At 64.4% G+C, this 17,811-nt stretch carries 19 protein-coding genes; 5 read left to right on the top strand and 14 right to left on the bottom strand.

All coding sequences use genetic code 11. From position 1 onward, the window contains the following. Positions 1–2 precede the first annotated feature (2 nt). From ACI48I_RS03705 to flgB, 3 genes are read right to left on the bottom strand one after another with little or no spacing between them, the layout of a single operon-like run. Positions 3–701, bottom strand: coding sequence for a flagellar hook assembly protein FlgD (locus tag ACI48I_RS03705; protein WP_193688694.1), 699 nt, complete (start codon positions 699–701; stop codon positions 3–5). 5 nt (positions 702–706) lie between these two features. Next, positions 707–1,108 (bottom strand): flagellar basal body rod protein FlgC, encoded by a 402-nt coding sequence (gene flgC, locus ACI48I_RS03700; RefSeq protein ID WP_498573367.1) that lies wholly within the window; start codon positions 1,106–1,108, stop codon positions 707–709. A gap of 2 nt (positions 1,109–1,110) precedes the next feature. After that, positions 1,111–1,533 (bottom strand): flagellar basal body rod protein FlgB, encoded by a 423-nt coding sequence (flgB, locus tag ACI48I_RS03695; RefSeq protein ID WP_193688692.1) that lies wholly within the window; start codon positions 1,531–1,533, stop codon positions 1,111–1,113. 160 nt (positions 1,534–1,693) lie between these two features. Here flgB and flgA point away from each other — a divergent pair, with 160 nt between their 5' ends. The 5 genes from flgA to ACI48I_RS03670 all read left to right on the top strand — a co-directional run bounded on the left by flgA (position 1,694) and on the right by ACI48I_RS03670 (position 5,920). After that, positions 1,694–2,386 (top strand): flagellar basal body P-ring formation chaperone FlgA, encoded by a 693-nt coding sequence (gene flgA / locus ACI48I_RS03690; protein WP_498573366.1) that lies wholly within the window; start codon positions 1,694–1,696, stop codon positions 2,384–2,386. Positions 2,387–2,537: 151 nt separating this feature from the next. Then, complete coding sequence (gene flgM, locus ACI48I_RS03685; protein WP_193688690.1) at positions 2,538–2,843, top strand: flagellar biosynthesis anti-sigma factor FlgM; 306 nt, start codon at positions 2,538–2,540, stop codon at positions 2,841–2,843. A 6-nt stretch (positions 2,844–2,849) separates the two neighbouring features. Further along, a complete protein-coding gene (locus ACI48I_RS03680; RefSeq protein ID WP_193688689.1) occupies positions 2,850–3,317 on the top strand; it encodes a flagella synthesis protein FlgN in 468 nt (155 codons plus the stop codon). A 152-nt stretch (positions 3,318–3,469) separates the two neighbouring features. Beyond that, the gene (locus ACI48I_RS03675) at positions 3,470–4,483 is read left to right on the top strand and encodes a M35 family metallo-endopeptidase (RefSeq protein ID WP_193688688.1); all 1,014 of its coding nucleotides are present in this window, start codon (positions 3,470–3,472) and stop codon (positions 4,481–4,483) included. Between the two features lie 345 nt (positions 4,484–4,828). Further along, positions 4,829–5,920, top strand: a complete 1,092-nt coding sequence (locus ACI48I_RS03670; protein ID WP_498573365.1) for a M35 family metalloendopeptidase — start codon at positions 4,829–4,831, stop codon at positions 5,918–5,920. 56 nt (positions 5,921–5,976) lie between these two features. On the opposite strand, the gene ACI48I_RS03665 is transcribed toward ACI48I_RS03670, so the two are convergent. The 11 genes from ACI48I_RS03665 to ACI48I_RS03615 all read right to left on the bottom strand — a co-directional run bounded on the left by ACI48I_RS03665 (position 5,977) and on the right by ACI48I_RS03615 (position 17,550). Then, positions 5,977–6,468: a hypothetical protein gene (locus tag ACI48I_RS03665; RefSeq protein ID WP_498573364.1), complete on the bottom strand. Its 492-nt coding sequence runs from the start codon at positions 6,466–6,468 to the stop codon at positions 5,977–5,979. A gap of 145 nt (positions 6,469–6,613) precedes the next feature. Continuing rightward, positions 6,614–7,345, bottom strand: a complete 732-nt coding sequence (gene motD, locus ACI48I_RS03660; RefSeq protein WP_498573363.1) for a flagellar motor protein MotD — start codon at positions 7,343–7,345, stop codon at positions 6,614–6,616. Position 7,346: 1 nt separating this feature from the next. Beyond that, the gene (locus ACI48I_RS03655) at positions 7,347–8,090 is read right to left on the bottom strand and encodes a flagellar motor protein (protein ID WP_193688684.1); all 744 of its coding nucleotides are present in this window, start codon (positions 8,088–8,090) and stop codon (positions 7,347–7,349) included. Then, the gene (locus ACI48I_RS03650; RefSeq protein ID WP_193688683.1) at positions 8,072–8,800 is read right to left on the bottom strand and encodes an RNA polymerase sigma factor FliA; all 729 of its coding nucleotides are present in this window, start codon (positions 8,798–8,800) and stop codon (positions 8,072–8,074) included. The genes ACI48I_RS03655 and ACI48I_RS03650 overlap by 19 nt, the downstream gene beginning before the upstream one ends. 15 nt (positions 8,801–8,815) lie before the next feature. Further along, positions 8,816–9,643, bottom strand: a complete 828-nt coding sequence (locus tag ACI48I_RS03645; protein WP_193688682.1) for a MinD/ParA family ATP-binding protein — start codon at positions 9,641–9,643, stop codon at positions 8,816–8,818. Further along, positions 9,636–11,102 (bottom strand): flagellar biosynthesis GTPase FlhF, encoded by a 1,467-nt coding sequence (flhF, locus tag ACI48I_RS03640; protein ID WP_498573362.1) that lies wholly within the window; start codon positions 11,100–11,102, stop codon positions 9,636–9,638. The genes ACI48I_RS03645 and flhF overlap by 8 nt, the downstream gene beginning before the upstream one ends. A gap of 211 nt (positions 11,103–11,313) precedes the next feature. Beyond that, the gene (flhA, locus tag ACI48I_RS03635; protein ID WP_498573361.1) at positions 11,314–13,419 is read right to left on the bottom strand and encodes a flagellar biosynthesis protein FlhA; all 2,106 of its coding nucleotides are present in this window, start codon (positions 13,417–13,419) and stop codon (positions 11,314–11,316) included. Positions 13,420–13,431: 12 nt separating this feature from the next. Next, positions 13,432–14,589, bottom strand: coding sequence for a flagellar biosynthesis protein FlhB (flhB, locus tag ACI48I_RS03630; protein WP_498573360.1), 1,158 nt, complete (start codon positions 14,587–14,589; stop codon positions 13,432–13,434). A gap of 131 nt (positions 14,590–14,720) precedes the next feature. Continuing rightward, positions 14,721–15,266, bottom strand: coding sequence for a dTDP-4-dehydrorhamnose 3,5-epimerase (gene rfbC / locus ACI48I_RS03625; protein ID WP_498573961.1), 546 nt, complete (start codon positions 15,264–15,266; stop codon positions 14,721–14,723). Further along, positions 15,266–16,318 carry a dTDP-glucose 4,6-dehydratase gene (rfbB, locus tag ACI48I_RS03620; protein WP_498573359.1) on the bottom strand — a complete coding sequence of 351 codons (1,053 nt, stop codon included), beginning with the start codon at positions 16,316–16,318 and terminating at the stop codon, positions 15,266–15,268. The genes rfbC and rfbB overlap by 1 nt, the downstream gene beginning before the upstream one ends. A gap of 83 nt (positions 16,319–16,401) precedes the next feature. Further along, positions 16,402–17,550, bottom strand: coding sequence for an MraY family glycosyltransferase (locus tag ACI48I_RS03615; RefSeq protein ID WP_498573358.1), 1,149 nt, complete (start codon positions 17,548–17,550; stop codon positions 16,402–16,404). Positions 17,551–17,811: the final 261 nt, after the last annotated feature.

Genomic DNA, 17,811 nt, shown 5'->3' with positions numbered 1-17,811 from the left:
GATTAGAGGACTTGATGGATATCGGCCAGGGTGATCGCACCCTTACTGGCGAGGTTCAGCTTGACGCCGTCCTTCGAATTCGTGCTGACGCTGGCGACCGTGTCGAGCGTCAGGGCTTTCACGTCGGTCAACGGCTGGCCGCCGCGGGTGGCGACGACGCGGAAGCTGTACTTGCCGTCGGCCAGCATGGCGGCGTCGACGCTGTCGCTGCTGCCGTCCCAGGCCAGCGGCATGGCGCCCGCCTCGGCGGCGCCGAGCTCGATCGTGGCCACGTCCTTGCCGGTGCGCGGGTCGGTGACGACCACCTGCACGTTGTCGGCGTCGGTGGCGAGGTCGACGCCGAAGACCGACTTGCCGCCGGTGAGCTTCAGGGTGTTCCCCTCGACCAGCACGCCGTGGCCGATCAGGTTGGTTGCCTGCATCGATTCGCTCGACTGGTAGCTCGACTTCAGGGTTTCCAGCGTTTCGTTGAGCTTGTTCACGCCGGTCACGGTCTGCAGCTGGGCCAGCTGGCTGGTCACCTGGGCGTTGTCGAGCGGGTTCAGCGGATCCTGGTTCTTCAGCTGCGTCACGAGCAGGGTCATGAACTTGTCGGTGTCGGCCTGGACGCTGTCGGCCGCGTCCGCCTTCTTGGCGTTCATGGTCGACATCAGGTCGGTGATCGAGGTGCTGCCGCCGGTGGCGGAATTAACGGTGGACATGGTGATTATTGACCCAGGGTGAGAGTTTTGAGCAGCATGCTCTTGGCCGCATTCATCGTTTCGACGTTGTTCTGGTAGGAACGCGAAGCCGACAGCATGTTCACCATCTCGTCCACCGGGTTCACGTTCGGCATCGAGACATAGCCCTTTTCGTCGGCCATCGGGTGCTTGGGGTCGTAGACCTGTTTCAAAGGCGACGGATCGTTCACGACTTCCTTGACCTTGACGCCGGTGCCGCCGGTGGCCATCGGCACCGCTTCGAAGACGACTTGCTTGGCGCGGTAGGCTTCGCCGGTACTCGAGGTGGCGCTGTCGACGTTGGCGAGGTTGCTGGCGACCGTGTTCAGGCGCTGGGCCTGGGCACTCATGGCCGAGCCGGAGACATTGAAAATATTGAAGAGCGACATGATTACTGCCCGTTCTGGATCGCCGCCATCAGGCCGCGGATCTGGTGGTTGATCATCGTGATGCCCGCTTCGTAGCGCAGCGCGTTGTCGGCGAACTGGTTGCGCTCGACGTCCATGTCGACCGTATTGCCGTCGACTGCCCCCTGCACCACGCCGCGGTACAAGACAGGCGTGCCGTCCGGCAGCGCTTTACCGTCGGCGGCGGGCTGGATGTGGCCTTTGTTGGTGGCGGCCAGCGGATTCGCCGCGGCCGGGTTCGCCTTGGCGAGCGCGCCCTGCATGGCGCTGGCGAAGTCGATGTCGCGCGCCTTGAAGTTCGGCGTGTCGGCATTGGCGATGTTGGACGCGATCAGTTCCTGGCGCTGGGCTCGCAGGGAGAGCGCGGTTTCGTTGAAGCGTAGGTAGTTGTCGAGTTTGCCGATCATGCCGCCTCCGGGCTGATTTCTTGTTGGGACAGCGTGAATCATACGTTTGAGCAACAAAAGCCAATCGAAGGATAAGCACCCCCAACCCCCTCCTATTCAAAGTTTCGCTGTGGCATCAGGAGGCCTAAGATGGCAGCCATCGAGAAAGGGCTGGTTCGCCATGTTCAAGAATTTCAAGCTGTTTTCACTCTTACTGCTGGCTGCGCCGCTGGCCATGGCCCAGGGCGGTGCACGCCAGGATGGCGCCGCGCTGCGCAAGCTGGCCGAAAATTTCCTGCAAACGCAAAGCGCCGGCCAGCCGGGCAAGGTGACGGTGAAAATCGGTGCGGTCGACCCGCGCCTGTCGCTGGCCGCCTGCCCTGCGCCGGAAGCATTCCAGCAGCCGGGCGCCCGGCCCTGGGGCAAGACCACGGTCGGGGTGCGCTGTACCGCCCCCGTCTGGACGATGTTCCTGCAGGCGCAGGTGAGCGTGGTCGCCGATTACGTCACCGCGGCCGTGCCGCTGGCCCAGGGCCAGGCGATCGACGCCGGCCAGCTGACGACAATGCAGGGCGATATCGCGGCCATGCCGAATGGGATCATCACGGATATGGCGCAGGCGATCGGCCGCACGCCGACGGTCTCGCTGCCGGCCGGCACGCCGCTGCGCCTGGACAGCTTGAAATCGAAACCGGTGGTGCAGCAAAACCAGGCGGTGCGCATCGTCTCGCGCGGCGAAAATTTTTCGGTTTCGGGCGAAGGCAAGGCGATCGGCAACGCCGGCGAGGGCCAGGTCGTACAGGTGCGCACCCCGCGCGGGGCGATCATCAGCGGCACGGCGCGCAATGGCGGCATCGTCGAGGTGACACTGTAAAAAAAGCGCGCGTGGCGTCGGGGGCGCCACTGCCGGGCTTGTTTTTAAAAAAACATCTTTTATTTGCGATCTGCGCTAAAGTTTGGCGGCGAACCGCCGTTACACACTGCAGATCCCGGAGTTCCTGCTCCGAACAGAGAAGGATGATGCTGTGAAAATTAACGATACCCTCAAAGGCGCCCAGAGCCAACAGCTGCCGAATACCACGGCAGCCAATGCCAGGCAGGCCGAAAAGGCCGCGGCAGCTGCTGCCCCGGCACAGACCGACAGTGTGCGTTTGTCCTCGCAGGCGCAGGCCGCCGGCGGCACCTCGAGCACGAGCCAGGTCTTCGATGCCAAGAAAGTTGAACGTATCAAACTTGCAATTGCCGATGGGCAGTTCCAAGTGAATTCCGAACGAATCGCGGACGGCTTGCTCGACACCGTGCGCGACCTGCTCCACTCACGCAACCGATAACGACCCATGACCCGTCCGCACGCCACCCTCCCCGCAGAACACGAGCGCATGACCGCGCTGGTGGAATTGATGAAGCAGGAGCAGCAGTTCCTGGTGGCGGCGGATGCGGACGGACTGGCCGGGATCACCCCACGCAAGGTGGCGCTGGTGCAGGAGCTGGCGCAATTGTCGCGCGAGCGCCATGGCGCGCTCGGCAACGCCGGCTTCCTCACCTCGGAAGCAGGCATGGAACCCTGGCTGGCCGCCCACGGCGACGAGGCCGCTCGCTCTGCCTGGACCGGGTTGCTGGCCCTCACCGCCGAGGCCAAGGAACTGAACCGCGTCAACGGCATGCTGATCAACCGCCAGATGGCGCATAACCAGACCGTGCTCAATGCGTTGCGCACCCCGACCGCGGCGCCCGAATCGACGCTGTACGGCGCCAAAGGCCAGACTTTCGGCAGCGCACCGTCGCGGCGCTTCGTGGTCGGCTAAAGTAACCCCTTCTCTCTTCGACAACGGCCGCTGATGCGGCCGTTATCGTTTCAGGGTCCAGTCGCCCAAGCCTACCTTTGCCGCAACGCAAACTCCCCCGTAGATAACAAGCGGAAAGTATTCCTGATTGTCATTACCTGACGGAGGAATCCATGCACCGCACCACCATCGCCACCCTGCTGCTCGCCAGCGCCCTGCCCGCCCACGCCGGCATCGCCATCACCATCACGCCCGAACGCGCCGCGCTCGGCAAGCGCGACGAAGTGATCGTGACAGTGACACTGACCAACACCGGCGCCGCGCCCGAGCGCATCGCCAAGGGGCGCACGCCCTTCGGCCCACCCGAGACCGCCCTGTTCGAGATCACGCGCGACGGCCAGCCGGTGCGCTATCTCGGCCGCAAAGTGAAACGCGCGCCGCCCAGGGAGGCCGACACCGTTCTGCTCGCGCCAGGCGAAAGCCGCAGCGCGCGCGTCGAATTGTCGAACGCCTACGACATGGCGGCGACCGGTTCGTACGCCGTGCGCTACCGCGGCGCGGCGGCGGCATCCGTCCTCGCATCCGGCGCCGTCACTTCGAACACGGCCGTCTTCTTCATCGAGGGCCGCCTGCCGCGCGGGACCAGCACCCCGCTGCTGGCCGAACCGGCGGGTAGCGGCTTAAGCTATGCCCACTGCTCGAACGCCCAGCAGGACACGATCGCGGGCGCCCTCGCCGCCGGCAGCGCGATGGCGGCCAACGGCCATGCCTACCTGACGGGCGGCAAGGAGCAGGCCCAGCGCTACACGAACTGGTTCGGCGCCCTCGACGCGGCGCGCCAGGCGACGGTCAGGGAGCATTTCACGGCCATCAAGGATGCATTCGAGACCAGGCCCGTGAAAGTCGATTGCGCCTGCGACGAGGATTACTTCGCCTATGTCTATCCGGCCCAGCCGTACACGATCTGGGTCTGCAATGCCTTCTGGAGCGCGCCGCTGCTGGGAACCGACTCGAAAGGCGGCACCCTGGTACACGAGATGAGCCATTTCGACGTGGTCGCCGGCACCGATGACCATGTGTATGGCCAGCAGGCGGCGGCCGAAATGGCGCGCACGGCGCCGCAACGTGCGGTCAACAATGCCGATTCCCACGAATACTTCGGCGAAAACTCACCGCCGCTGAATTAACGTTACTCGTCTATACGTGCTAGCACGCCTGATTGGAGAAATCCAGCGCAGCGTAAAGGAATTACATCATTGTGACTTTTTAGCCAAGCGACGCCACAAACCATCCGATTTGCATTGATCTCGGTTCACGAATTGATCAGTATGGGGGTGAGTTTTCGTTAGATTGAAGGTAAGTTTTTGGAGCGCCTAACAAAGTTCCCAGGGCAAGGCGCATCGTCGAAGACAGTACCTTGGTACGGCAAGACGATGCAACGCCGCCATGGGAGTTTTGTTAGGCGCTCCAGCGAAAACTTGTCAAAAGAATGGCCCACAAGGCCACGACAAACTACATACGGAGAATCACACATGAGCTGGAACAGCATCTGGAAATCGGCATTCGGTATCGCAGCACTGGGCGTCGCCGTCGGCGCGCATGCAGGGTCGAACGGTGTGAAAGTGACCGTGGCACCCGAGAAGGCCATGCACGGGGCGAGCGACAACGTCTACGTCAACGTGACCCTGACCAACACCTCGTCCACCCCGCAATACGTGCTCAAGGCGCGCACGCCCTTCGACGGACTTTCCGCCCCGCTGTTCGACATCACGCGCGACGGCGCGAAGGTTGCCTACACCGGCGCCCTGATCAAGCGCGGCAAGCCGACCCAGGCCGACTACTACCTGCTCAAACCCGGCGCCTCGCACACGGTAAAGGTCGAGCTGTCCTCGCTGTACGACATGAGCGTCAGCGGCGACTATGCGATCCGCTACCGCACCGCGTCGCCGGACCTGTTCCTGCCCGCGAATAACGGCCGCGCTGCCGCCAACGACATCGGCGAGCTGCAATCGGATGCGGCCTCCTTCTACATCGAAGGCCGCCTGCCGCGCGGTTCGAACTCCGAGATCATGCAAGCGCTCAAGCAACCCGGCGGCGGCGGCACCGTGACCCCGGCCGGCCTGAGCTACGCTTCGTGCACCGCTTCGCAGCAGACCACGATCGCCTCGGCGATCTCCGCCGCGAAAACGATGTCCGGCAGCGGCGTCACCTACATGGCGAATGCGACGATGGGCCCGCGCTACACCAAGTGGTTCGGCACCGTCACCTCGACCCGCCAGGCGACCATCAAGTCGCACTTCACGGCGATCAAGGACGCCTTCGACACCAAGTCGGTCGTCGTCGATTGCGGCTGCAACCAGAACTACTACGCCTACGTGTATCCGACCCAGCCCTACCGCATCTATGTCTGCAAGGCCTTCTGGACGGCGCCGATGACCGGTACCGACTCGAAGGGCGGCACCCTGGTGCATGAGATGAGCCACTTCAACGTCGTGGCCGGCACGGACGACCACGTCTATGGACAGAGCGGCGCCGCCAGCCTGGCGATCAGCGATCCGGACCTGGCCGTCGACAATGCCGACTCGCACGAATACTTCGGCGAGAACACCCCGGCGCTGAACTAAGAAGAAAGGATCAAAAAAATCGGGCCCGCAGGAACAATCCTGCGGTCCGATTTTTCCTATTTAAGATTCGAAATGAACGAGACCGGGCGGGCGGCAAATTCGGTCGGCTTGTCGAGTTGCCTGATGTCGCCCAGCACCGGGCCGGTGTAGCCGATGTTGTAGTTGTGCCGGCCCTTGGCGAAGGCATAGGTGTGGGTGATGTCGATCGTATTCATCAGCATCTTCCCCGGCTCCAGCGGCTGGTAGTCGGCGCCCGTGAGCGCGGCGCGCTTGACCATTTTCCCCGTGTAGGGAACCGGCCGGCCGCTGGCGTCGCGCACGTCGAAACGCGGCCCCGTCAATTCCTTCCCGGCCGCCAGTTCGCGCGGAATCCAGACCGTCTTCGTGCCCTGGTTGATGAAGGTCAGCTCGACCAGCACCTTGCCGGGCGGGGTGGCGACATCGATGCTGTGTTTTACGCTCACGGTCGGTTCTCCGGCAGCGCCCGCAAACACGGGCAGGAGGCTGGCGGCGCCCAGGGCGGCCAGCAGAATCAGTCTGCGCTGCATGGTCAGCTCCATATGGTTGTGTCATCCATTGTACGGGATACCGTAGGGTGGGCATTCATGCCCACGCGGTGATACCTGGCGGCGAGATCGTCGTGCACGATAACGGAGCCGGTACGTATCACCGCGTGGGCATAAATGCCCACCCCTACATTGAAGAGCCTGCCAGGATGGTCACCGCCACCCTTCGGTTCCTCACCCTGCCCGCTTCGTCCGTGTCCGGCGCCACGGGCTGATTGGCAGCGTGCCCGACCGCAGTCAGGCGCTCGGCCGCAACCCCACTATCGATAAACAGGCGCACCACGCTGCTTGCGCGCACGCTCGACAGTTCCCAGTTCGACGGAAACGCGGAGTTCGCAATCGGCAGCTTGTCGGTATGCCCCTCGACCTGGATCGCATGCGGATCGTTTTTCAGCAGGGAGGCCACGGTCCCCAGCGTCGCACGCGCCTCGTTGCCGAGTGCCGCCTGCCCTTCCTCGAACAGGACCTTCGCATTGATCTCGACCGTCACGCCGCGCCCGGTCTGGGTCACGCGCACCTGCCCGTTTTTTACCAGCGGCGCCAGCGAGGCGTTCAGCTCGCGCGCCAGCGTGTTCAGGCGCTCGCGTTCGCGCCGCGCCGCATCAAGCCGCTTGCGCGCGATCAGGTTGGTCAGGGGAAGCTGTTCGATGGTGGAGCCGGCCTGCGGCACTTCGGGACGGCCGCCGAAGGCATCGCCCAGCGCATCCGACAGCGCCTTGTACTTGCCGGTGTTGACCACGGAAATGGCGTACATGACGACGAAAAAGGCGAACAGCAGCGTAATGAAATCGGCGTAGGAAATCAGCCAGCGGTCGTGGCTCGCTTCGGTTTCCTCGTCGTCGTAACGCTTGCGCGCCATGTCAGCGCTTCGCCAGCAGGCTGGCCACGCGTTCCTCGACCACGCGCGTGTGGTTGCCGCTCGCCAGGTCGTGGAAGACTTCGGTCAGGATTTCGTATTGCGCGACCCGGTCCGAGACGATGGCTTTCAGTTTGTTACCGACCGGCAGGAAAAAGAGATTCGCCAGCCCGACGCCGTAGACGGTCGAGACAAAGGCGACCGCGATGCCGGAACCGAGGCGCGAGGGATCGGACAGGTTTTCCATTACGTGGATCAGGCCGAGGACGGCGCCCAGGATGCCGATCGTCGGCGCGTAGCCGGCGGCGGATTCCCAGATGCGGGCGGCCTGGCGTTCGGCGAATTCGATGGCGGTGACTTCCGTTTCCAGCAGCCCGCGGATCTTCTCGGGCGTGATACCGTCGACCACCAGGCGCAGGCCTTTCTGCACGAACAAATCCTTGGTGGCCATGTACTGCTCGAGCGAGAGCAGGCCCTCGCGGCGCACCGTATGGCTCCACAGCGCGATCTCGCGCGCGAGCGGCTGGCGCCGGCTTTTGGGCGGGAAGAAGACCCAACGCAGCATGTGCATGCCGCGGCGGAAGGCGCGCGCTTCGGATTGCAGCAGCACGGCGCCGAAGGTGCCGACCACCACGATCGCGAACGCGGCCGGCTGGATCAGGGAGGCGAAACGCCCGCCGTCGAGCGTATGCCCGATGACCAGACCGGCCAGCGCCAGCGCCAGGCCGATCAGGCTGGCGAAGTCCACAGCTTTTCCTTGAGCGAAGCGCGCAGGCGGGCGACGGCTTGCGTATGCAGTTGCGAGACGCGCGACTCGGACACGCCGAGCACGGCGCCAATTTCCTTCAGGTTCAGCTCTTCTTCGTAATACAGGCCCATCAGGATCTTCTCGCGCGGCGGCAGGCTGTCGATGGCCTCGATCACGGCCGAGCGGAAGTCGGTGTCGAGCAGGGCGCGCAGCGGATCGTCCTCGTCCACCGCATAGCGGTCGAGGAAGCTGTCGTTGCCGTCTTCATCGTGAAAATCCTCGTAGTAGACCAGCTGGTGGCCGCCGCCTTCGAACAGCATTTCCTGGTAGTCCGAGAGCGAGACGTCGAGCGATTTCGCCACTTCGGTCTCGGTCGGCGGACGGCCGAGCTTTTGCTGCAGCGAGGTCATGGCCGTCTCGACCTTCTTCATGGTCGAACGCGTGCTGCGCGGCATCCAGTCGTTGCTGCGCAATTCGTCGACCATGGCGCCGCGGATGCGCAGCACGGCATAGGTCTCGAACTGGGCGCCGTGGTTGTCTTCGTAGCGGTTGATGGCATCCAGCAGGCCCATCATGCCTGCCTGGATCAGGTCGTCCACCTCGACCGAGGGCGGCAATTTTGCCTTCATCTGGTGCGCCAGGCGCTTGACGAGCGGGGCGTGCTCGGTGAGCAAATGGTTCTTGTCCGCTTTCCCTTTGACGGTATACATGCTTGTGCTTTTTTCTTAGGAACCAAAATGCGCGCCACCGCCCTGGCGCATGCGCGGCAAGGCAAAGCGCCCTGCCAGCTCGCGGAAGGCCACCGAGGCCCCGGCCAGCGGGAAGGCATCGACCACCGAACGTCCGAGACGTGCGGCGCGGTGCAGGTATTCGTCGGCCGGCACCGAGCCCATCGAACTCAAACTTACTGCAAGGTAACGAGTTGCTGCTGCCGACATATTATCGTAAACCACTTTCGCCTCGGCCTCGCTTGCGCCGGTGACCAGGATGCCGAAGGGACGGCGACCGAATTCCTGGGCCAGGCGTTTGATCAGGCCATACGCATTCGTGATCGAGGTGGCGCTGGTCGACACCTGCACCACGATTTCGGACTCGGCCAGGCGCGGCACGGCAAAGCCGCCATCGCGGTTCAGTTCGCCATCGACGATAACGATGCCGCCCTGCTTCTTCACCAATACGTCGAACGCTTTCGCCAGGCGGCGGGCCTCGTCGCTGCCGCTTGCCGGGGTCTGGCCGTCGCGCGCCAGCAGCGCCACGTTGAAACCTTGCGAAGCGGTCTGCACCACCTGGTTCAGCGCGCATTCCTGGCGTGCCACCTGCAGCAGGCTGACGTGGCGTTCCATCTCGAGGCGGCGCGCCACGCCATACTCGCGCTGGCAGGCGTCGACGATCAGGACTTCATTGCCGGCCTGGGCCAGCGAGGCACCGAGGTTGACCAGCATCGCGCCCTTGTCGTCGCTCGGGGTCGCGGAAAGAAAGGTCACGACGCGTGGCCGGGCGCCGGCCAGCATCCGGCGCAGGCCTTCGGCCTGGTCGAAATCGAAACTAGCCAAGGCGCACCTCGCGCAGGCTCTCGTCCTGGTGCACCTTGCCGGTGTGGGCCATCATCAGCGGCAGGTCGGCATCTTCAAACTGGTTGGCCGCGTCGCGGCGGCTGCGGAAGGCGCGGTCGACCAGCATCGCGCGGTCGGCCAGGTGCAGGTCTTCCGGCACGCGCTGGCCGTTCGAGATGTAGTGCAGGTTCAATTTTTGACGGATCACGACGTCGAGCACGTTGCCGATCGAGGCGGCTTCGTCGAGCTTGGTCATGATGCAGCCGTGCAGGCCGCTGCCCTGGTAGGCGCGCACGACTTCGGCCAGGGTTTCGTTGGTCGAGGTGGCGTTCAGGCACAGCAGGCGTTTCACGTCGGCGCCGGCGCCGGTCAGCATGGCGACCTGTTCGGTGACCATCTGGTCGCGCTGCGACATGCCGATGGTATCGATCAGCACGGTGTGCTTGTTCTTGAGCTCTTTCAAGGCGATACGCAGGTCGGCTTCGTCCTTCACCGAGTGCACCATCACGCCCAGGATCTTGCCGTAGATGCGCAGCTGCTCGTGGCCGCCGATACGGTAGGCGTCGGTGGTAATCAGGGCCAGCTTTTCCGGGCCGTGGCGCATCACGCAACGCGCGGCCAGCTTGGCGGTGGTGGTGGTCTTGCCGACGCCGGTCGGGCCGACCAGGGCGAACACGCCGCCCTTGTCGAGCAGCGTGTCTTCGTCGGCCATCGTCGTCAGGTTACGGGCCAGCACGGTCTTGATCCAGCGCATCGCTTCGACCGCATCCTTATTCGCAGGCATCTTGTCGATCAGGTAGCGCGACAGCGAGGCCGAGAAGCCGGCGGCCAGCATCTCGCGCAGTACGACCGCCTTCTGCGGCTCGCGCTGCTGCGTGCCGCCCCAGGACAGTTCGGCCAGCTGCGTTTCCATCATGCCGCGCATGGCGCGCAGTTCGCTCATCATGCCGCTCATCTCCTGCGCGGCGGATTCCTTGGCCTGGGCGATCGCGGCCGACATCATCGAGGTCATGGCCGCCATGTCGAAGGCAGGCTCGGGCTGCGGGGCGCGGCGGTTGGCGTAGCTGTGTTCGGCTTTGTAGTCGGCTTCGTGGTCTTCGGAGTGCGGCGGGCGGCGGCCGGCGAAGGCGGCGGCGAATTCCGGCTCGGGCTGGGGCGCGCGGCGGCTGGCGTAGATCTGTTCCGGCGTGGCGGCGGCGGGTGCGGCGCCGCGGCGGTTGACGAAGGCAGGCGCCTCCGGCTCGAAGGCGTTCAGGTCCAGGCGCGGCTGCGGCTGGGCCATGTCGGTGCCGTGCGCCGGGGCGGCGAGCGAGGCGACATCGTCGTTGTCCAGCGCGAGGATTTCGACGACGCCGTCGACGGCACGGTTCGAGAGGATGACGGCGTCCGGTCCCAGCGCATCGCGCACCTTGCGCAAGGCTTCCCGGGATGTTGCCGCTGTAAATTTCTTCACATTCATCTTATTCTCCGCACTGCTCTATTCGATTGGTACCGGCACGCACACAGCCGGTCTATGGGATAGATTATTGACGATGCCGTGGAGCAAGCATCGGGGGAAAAGGATGGGGAAAGTGGGTTAATTCGATTTAGAGGGAGAAATTGCCGGTTTGGGCACGCGGATGCGTGCGTAAGGCGTGGGCTCGCAGAGCCCACGCGGATTCAAGGTGCGATCAGCCCGCGCCCACCAAACTGGTCACGCGAATCGTCTTGGTCTCCGGAATCTCCGAATGCGACAAGACTTTCAGCTGCGGCAGCGCGCGCCGCAGGAAACGCGACAACAGCACGCGCAGCGGACCCGGCACCAGCAGCACCGGCGTATGCCCCATCGCCTCCTGCTGCTGCGCCGCATTGTGCGCCTGCTGGGCGATGGTGTCGGCCAGGCCCGGCTCGATGCCGGTGCCGTCGCCGCCCGCGCCCAGGGCCTGCATCAGCAGGCGCTCGAGGCGGTTGTCGAGGGTCATCACCGACAGCTCGTTGGTACCAGGGAACAGCTGCTGGACGATCGCCCGTCCGAGGGCAATGCGCACCAGCGCGGTCAGGTCGCCCGGATCCTGCACGCCGGCATGCTCCGACACGGTCTCGATAATGGTACGCATGTCGCGGATGTGCACGCCTTCGATCAGCAGGTTCTGCAGCACCTTCTGCAGCGTCGCCAGCGACACCACTTTCGGCACCAGATCTTCGACCAGCTTCGGCGTTTCCTTGCCCAGGTGATCGAGCAGTGCCTGGACTTCCATGCGGCCCAGCAGTTCCGAGGCGTGCGTCGTGATCAGGTGGTTCAAATGGGTCGCCACCACGGTACCGGCGTCGACCACCGTATAGCCCAGGTTCTGCGCCTCGTCGCGCATGCTCGCATCGATCCACACCGCCGGCAGCCCGAAGGCCGGATCGGTGGTCGCCTGGCCCGGCAGCGTGCCGCTGGCCATGCCCGGGTTGATCGCCAGGAACTGGCCGTTGATCGCTTCGCCGCTGCCCACTTCCACGCCCTTCAGGGTGATGCGGTAGGCGGACGGTTTCAGTTCCAGGTTGTCGCGGATGTGCACGGGCGGGGCCAGGAAGCCGACCTCCTGGGCGAATTTCTTGCGGATGCCCTTGATACGCTTGAGCAATTCTCCGCCCTGCGTCTTGTCGACCAGCGGAATCAGGCGGTAGCCGACTTCCAGGCCGAGGGTGTCGACCGGCATGATGTCCTGCCAGGTTGCCTCTTCCGTCTCGGCCGAGGCCGCGCGTTCCGCGCTCGAAGCCGCTTCACTGGCATCGGCTTGCGCCTGGCGCTCCGGCGCCATCCGGGCACGCTTGGCCAGCAGATAGCCGCTGCCGCCGAGCACGCCGCCCAGCAGCAGGAAGACCAGGTTCGGCATGCCGGGGATCAGGCCCATGCCGGCAATGATGCCGCCGGTGATGTACAGCACTTCGGGTTTCGCGAACAGCTGGCCCATCATCTGGCCGCCGATGTCCTGCTCGTTGGCCACGCGTGAGACGACCATACCGGCCGCAATCGAGATGATGAGCGATGGAATCTGCGCCACCAGGCCGTCACCGATGGCCAGCAGCGTATAGGTCTTCGCCGCTTCGCCGGCAGCCATGTCGTGCTGCACGATACCGACGATCAGGCCGCCGATGACGTTGATCAGGGTGACCATGATGCCGGCCACGGCGTCACCCTTGACGTATTTCGAGGCACCGTCCATGGCGCCGTAGAATTCCGCTTCCTGCGCCACTTCCGAACGGCGCTTGCGCGCCTCTGGTTCGGCAATCATGCCGGCATTCAGGTCGGCGTCGATCGCCATCTGTTTGCCGGGCATCGCATCCAGGGCGAAGCGCGCGCCGACTTCGGCGATACGGCCCGCACCCTTGGTCACCACGGTGAAGTTGATGATGGTAAGAATCACGAACACGACGATACCGACCGTGTAGTTACCGCCGATCAGGAAGTGGCCGAAGGCTTCGATGACTTTACCGGCCGCCGCGCCGCCGGTGTGGCCTTCGGTCAGGACAACGCGAGTAGACGCCACATTGAGCGACAGGCGCAGCATCGTGGACACCAGCAGGATCGCCGGGAAAGCCATGAAGTCGAGCGGCTTGACCGTGTACAGCGCGGTCAGCAGCACGATGACGGACAGCGCGATATTAAAGCTGAAGAACAGGTCGAGGATGAAGGCCGGCAGCGGCAGGATCATCATCGCCAGCAGCAGGATGATCAGGATCGGCGCGGCCAGGGCATTGCCCTTGGCGCCGATCGCTCCCATCCAGGCAGGCAGTCTCAGACTATTCATTCAACAGCTCCGTTATTCAGGTTTGACTTGCGATGCAGGATTCAGCGGGTCCATCTCCGGCGGCACCGGCAATGTCGTCGGACGATCCGGGTAATGGCCGCCGACCTTGCTGTAATTGCGCAGCTGGAAGACATAGGCCAGTACTTCCGCCACCGCCGAGTACAGCTTTTCCGGGATCTCGTCGTCGATTTCCGTGTGTTTATAAAGGGCACGCGCCAGGGCCGGGGCTTCCAGCAGCGCGACCTTGTTCTCGCGCGCCAGTTCGCGGATCCTGGCCGCCACTTCGTCGGCGCCCTTGGCGACTACGCGCGGCGCGCCCGCCTGGCCGTCGCTGTATTTCAGCGCCACCGCATAGTGGGTCGGGTTGGTCACCACGACGTCAGCAGTGGGCACATTCTGCATCATGCGGTTGCGCGCCATTTGCCGCTGCATCTGGCGAATCTTCCCTTTAATCTGAGGATTGCCGTCCGATTCCTTCGATTCCTGGATCATTTCCTGGCGCGTCATCTTCAGCTTGTTGCTGTAGTGCCAAAGCTGATACGGCGCGTCGATCAGGGCGACCACGCCCAGCGAACCGACGATGAACAGAAAAGCGTGCGCGATCAGGTCGGCCACGTGCCCGGTGCCGGCGCCCAGCGGCTCGACGGCCAGGCCGAGGACGGCTTCCTTCTGGCTCATGACGACGACCCAGGCGACACTGCCGACCAGCACCGTCTTGGCAATGGCCTTCAAGAGTTCGACCAGGGAATTGGTGGAGAACATGTTGCCGAGACCACTGATCGGGTTCAGCTTCATGAAGTTCGGCATGAAAGCCTTGGCGCTGAAATTGAAGCCGCCGATCAGCAGCGGCGCGCCGACGGCGACCAGCATGATGGCAAAGGCCAGCGGCAGGCAGGCCAGCAGCACGCCGCCGATGTCGTTCGCGATGCGTTCGATCAGGACGGTCGGGTTGTAGACCTGTTCACGGGTCAGGCTCAGGCCGGATGCCAGCGTCGTCGACAGGTGGCCGGCCAGGTTGCCGCCGGTAATCCAGAGCCCGGCGCCGGCGGTCATCAGGACGGCGAAGGTCGCGAGTTCGCGCGAACGGGGAACGTCGCCCTCTTCGCGCGCCTTCTCGAGTCTTCTGGGACTTGCGTCTTCTGTCTTTTCCGCGTCGCTGTCTTCCGCCATCTTGCGCCCCCGATATTGCCGTCAAACTACTCAGGACGGAATTATCGCCGTTATTGCCCTACGGCTATAACTAGAACAGGGAGGGAAAGGGCCGCCAATTCGCCCGCCGGGAGGCGGGCCGGCGCGGGAGCTCAGTCGTACAGCTCGGCCGTGGCGAAGGGGGCGGCGTCCTGGTCCTTGGCCGACAGCACCGGGGGATTGGTCAGCGGCCAGTCGATCGCCAGTTGCGGATCGTTCCAGGCAATGCAGCGTTCGTTGCCAGGGGACCAGTAGTCGGTGGCCTTGTAGAGCAGCTCGGCGGCGTCGGACAGCACCAGGAAACCGTGGGCAAAGCCTTCCGGGATCCACATCTGGCGGCAATTCTCGGCACTCAATACTTCGCCGACCCATTGACCGAAGCCGGGCGAACCGCGGCGCAGGTCGACCGCGACATCGAACACGCTGCCGGCCACCACCCGCACCAGCTTGCCCTGAGGACGATGCAGCTGGTAGTGCAGGCCGCGCAGCACGCCGGCTCCCGACTTCGAGTGGTTGTCCTGCACGAAGGCGACGCTGCGCCCGACCGCCGCCTCGAAGCGGGCCTGGTGAAAGCTCTCGTAGAGAAAACCGCGCGCATCGCCATGCACCTGCGGCTCGAACAGCAGGACGTCGGGGATGGCGAGGGGCCTGGCGCGCATCATGGAGCGCTGGGGCGCGCGCAGGAAGCGCCGGCGGCGAGCTTGTCGACCCAGTCCTGGTGCGCGAGATACCAGGCGACGGTCCGGCGCAGGCCGCTGCCGAAATCATGGCGCGGCTCCCAGCCCAGCTCGCGCCGCAGCTTCGACGGGTCGACCGCATAGCGGCGATCGTGGCCAGGGCGATCGGCAACGAAGCGGATCTGCGCCGCATAGGCCTGGCCATCGGCACGGGGCCGCAACTCGTCGAGCAGCGCGCAGACGGCGTGCACGACCTCCAGATTCGTTTTCTCGTTCAGGCCGCCCACGTTCCAGACGCCGCCCGGGGTGCCGGCTTCGAGCACGCGCCGGATCGCCGCGCAGTGGTCGCTCACATACAGCCAGTCGCGCACCTGGCGGCCGTCGCCGTAGACCGGCAGCGGCCGGCCGGCGAGGGCCTGGTGGATCACCAGCGGAATCAGTTTTTCGGGAAACTGGAATGGGCCGTAGTTGTTCGAACAGTTGGTCGTCAGGGTCGGCAAGCCATAGGTCACGTGCCAGGCGCGTACCAGGTGGTCCGAGGCCGCCTTGGTGGCCGAATACGGGCTGTTCGGCGCGTAGGCCGTGGTTTCGGTAAACGGCGGATCGTTTTGGCCAAGCGTGCCGTAGACCTCGTCGGTCGACACGTGCAGGAAACGCCAGGCCGCCCGCTCCTCGTCCGGCAGCGCGCTCCAGTAGCCACGCGCGGCTTCGAGCAGGTTGAAGGTGGCGGCGACGTTCGTCTGCACGAAGGCGGCCGGGCCGTCGATCGAGCGGTCGACATGGCTTTCGGCGGCAAAATTGAGCACGGCGCGCACCCGGTGTTCGGCCAGCAGGCGCGTCACCAGCGCGCGGTCGCCGATGTCGCCCTGCACGAAGCGGTGGCGCGGGTCGTGTTCGAGGCCGGCCAGGTTGGCGCGGTTGCCGGCGTAGGTCAGCTTGTCGAGGTTGACCAGCGGCTCGTCGCACCCGGCGAGCCAGTCGATGACGAAGTTCGACCCGATGAACCCAGCGCCGCCGGTAACGAGGATGGTCATGCGTGAAATCGGTGAGAAGTTGCCGGCCCGGGCACGGGACGGTAGTGCATTGTAGTCGAACGACCTGCCCTGCCCTTCGCGCTCTAAGCCTGCAGGGAGGCGGTCTCCGATTCGACGTCGGACAAGTCGACACTGCGCACCGCGGGACGGGTAGCGCGGCGGCGGCGTGCGCGGGCGGCATGCGCCATGTACCAGTAGACGCCCAGGTAGAGGCCGAAGCTGGCCAGCGTACCCTGCACCAGGGCTGCCGGGTCTTGCGGGAAGGACACCGCGATCCAGGCCGGCACCGCCGCCAGGACCCAGGAGAACGGCGACACGCAGGCATTGCGTAGCGGCGCGCTGAACTTGCGGAAATAGCGGCCGGCGACGGCGATCTTGACCAGGCTGTGCAGGTGGCAGCTGTCGGGCTGGCCGGGATGGCGCCGGCACCACAGGCGGCGCACGATCGTGAAGACGGTCTCGAAGGTTGGATAGGCGCAGGCCAGCAGCGGCGCCCAGCTCGACACTTGCGGGTTGCGGTAGACCAGGGTTACCGACAGCCAGGCCAGCAGGAAGCCGAGCAGGTAGGCGCCGCCATCCCCGAGGAACAGCTTACCGTACGGGAAGTTAACGAGGAAGAAACCAACCGTCACGGCGCTGACGATGAAACAGGTACGGGCCAGTTCGGCGTCGCCGCAATCGACGGCGATCATGCCGACCGCGACCAGGCCGATCACGACCGTGCCGCTGGCCAGGCCATTGAAGCCATCGATGATGTTCACGGCATTGGCTACGCCGCCGACGGCGAAGGCGGTGAACAGGACCGACAGCGGCAGCCAGCTCAGTGCTGCGTCGAGCAGGTTGACGCCTGTGTGCGCGATGCTCACGCCGGTGAGCGCCCAGCAGGCAACGCCGCTGGCCATGGTGGCGACCAGGCGCGCCCCGATCGAGACGCGGCGCGTCAGGTCTTCCGCGATGCCGAACAGGAAGGCAGGCGCCGCCGCGCACAGCAGGGGCGCAAGCAGGGCCTGCTGTGCGTCGGACGCGACCACGCAGGCAAAGATCAACCCCAGCATGATCGCCAGGCCGCCGATCCGGGGCGTGGGCACGCTATGGAATTTCTGGACTCCGCGCGTGGCGTCGAGCGTGAACCTGCCGTGCCAGCGCGTCGTCGCGACCAGCAGCAGGGAACACACCAGCGAGACCGCCAGGCCGAGTTCAAAAGCGATGATGTTAGTTTCTGTCAGATCCATAAATGGGGTTTCATTAGCCGCCGAATTCTAACGCATTTCTCTGAAGAAAGCAGCAAGGGCTCGGCAATCGTGTGTAAACCGCCGGTTTCCATGTTTTTAGCATGGAGCTTACGTAAGTCGCTGATTTTGTGTGGCGTTTTTGCGCTTCTTTATGAGAATTGAGGAATGACAATAATTAAAAAGGGGGGTTTTCATAATATTTCCCGACACTTTGTTACAAGTTCTGACGTATTTATGCCACGTTGCAGCAGGTGTTATTTA

This window comes from Massilia sp. LXY-5 (genome assembly GCF_059801075.1).
The sequence above is the reverse complement of the archived record's forward strand: the minus strand, read 5'-3'. Positions and strand labels throughout refer to the sequence as shown.

Coding starts and splice junctions, on each gene's coding strand:
- flgB (WP_193688692.1), bottom strand. CDS start 1,533: ATGATCGGCAAACTCGACAACTACCTACGCTTCAACGAAACCGCGCTC.
- ACI48I_RS03670 (WP_498573365.1), top strand. CDS start 4,829: ATGAGCTGGAACAGCATCTGGAAATCGGCATTCGGTATCGCAGCACTG.
- ACI48I_RS03650 (WP_193688683.1), bottom strand. CDS start 8,800: ATGTATACCGTCAAAGGGAAAGCGGACAAGAACCATTTGCTCACCGAG.
- flhA (WP_498573361.1), bottom strand. CDS start 13,419: ATGAATAGTCTGAGACTGCCTGCCTGGATGGGAGCGATCGGCGCCAAG.
- ACI48I_RS03665 (WP_498573364.1), bottom strand. CDS start 6,468: ATGCAGCGCAGACTGATTCTGCTGGCCGCCCTGGGCGCCGCCAGCCTC.
- ACI48I_RS03705 (WP_193688694.1), bottom strand. CDS start 701: ATGTCCACCGTTAATTCCGCCACCGGCGGCAGCACCTCGATCACCGAC.
- ACI48I_RS03615 (WP_498573358.1), bottom strand. CDS start 17,550: ATGGATCTGACAGAAACTAACATCATCGCTTTTGAACTCGGCCTGGCG.
- flgC (WP_498573367.1), bottom strand. CDS start 1,108: ATGTCGCTCTTCAATATTTTCAATGTCTCCGGCTCGGCCATGAGTGCC.
- flhB (WP_498573360.1), bottom strand. CDS start 14,589: ATGGCGGAAGACAGCGACGCGGAAAAGACAGAAGACGCAAGTCCCAGA.
- rfbB (WP_498573359.1), bottom strand. CDS start 16,318: ATGACCATCCTCGTTACCGGCGGCGCTGGGTTCATCGGGTCGAACTTC.
- rfbC (WP_498573961.1), bottom strand. CDS start 15,266: ATGCGCGCCAGGCCCCTCGCCATCCCCGACGTCCTGCTGTTCGAGCCG.
- motD (WP_498573363.1), bottom strand. CDS start 7,345: ATGGCGCGCAAGCGTTACGACGACGAGGAAACCGAAGCGAGCCACGAC.
- ACI48I_RS03680 (WP_193688689.1), top strand. CDS start 2,850: ATGACCCGTCCGCACGCCACCCTCCCCGCAGAACACGAGCGCATGACC.
- flgA (WP_498573366.1), top strand. CDS start 1,694: ATGTTCAAGAATTTCAAGCTGTTTTCACTCTTACTGCTGGCTGCGCCG.
- flhF (WP_498573362.1), bottom strand. CDS start 11,102: ATGAATGTGAAGAAATTTACAGCGGCAACATCCCGGGAAGCCTTGCGC.
- ACI48I_RS03675 (WP_193688688.1), top strand. CDS start 3,470: ATGCACCGCACCACCATCGCCACCCTGCTGCTCGCCAGCGCCCTGCCC.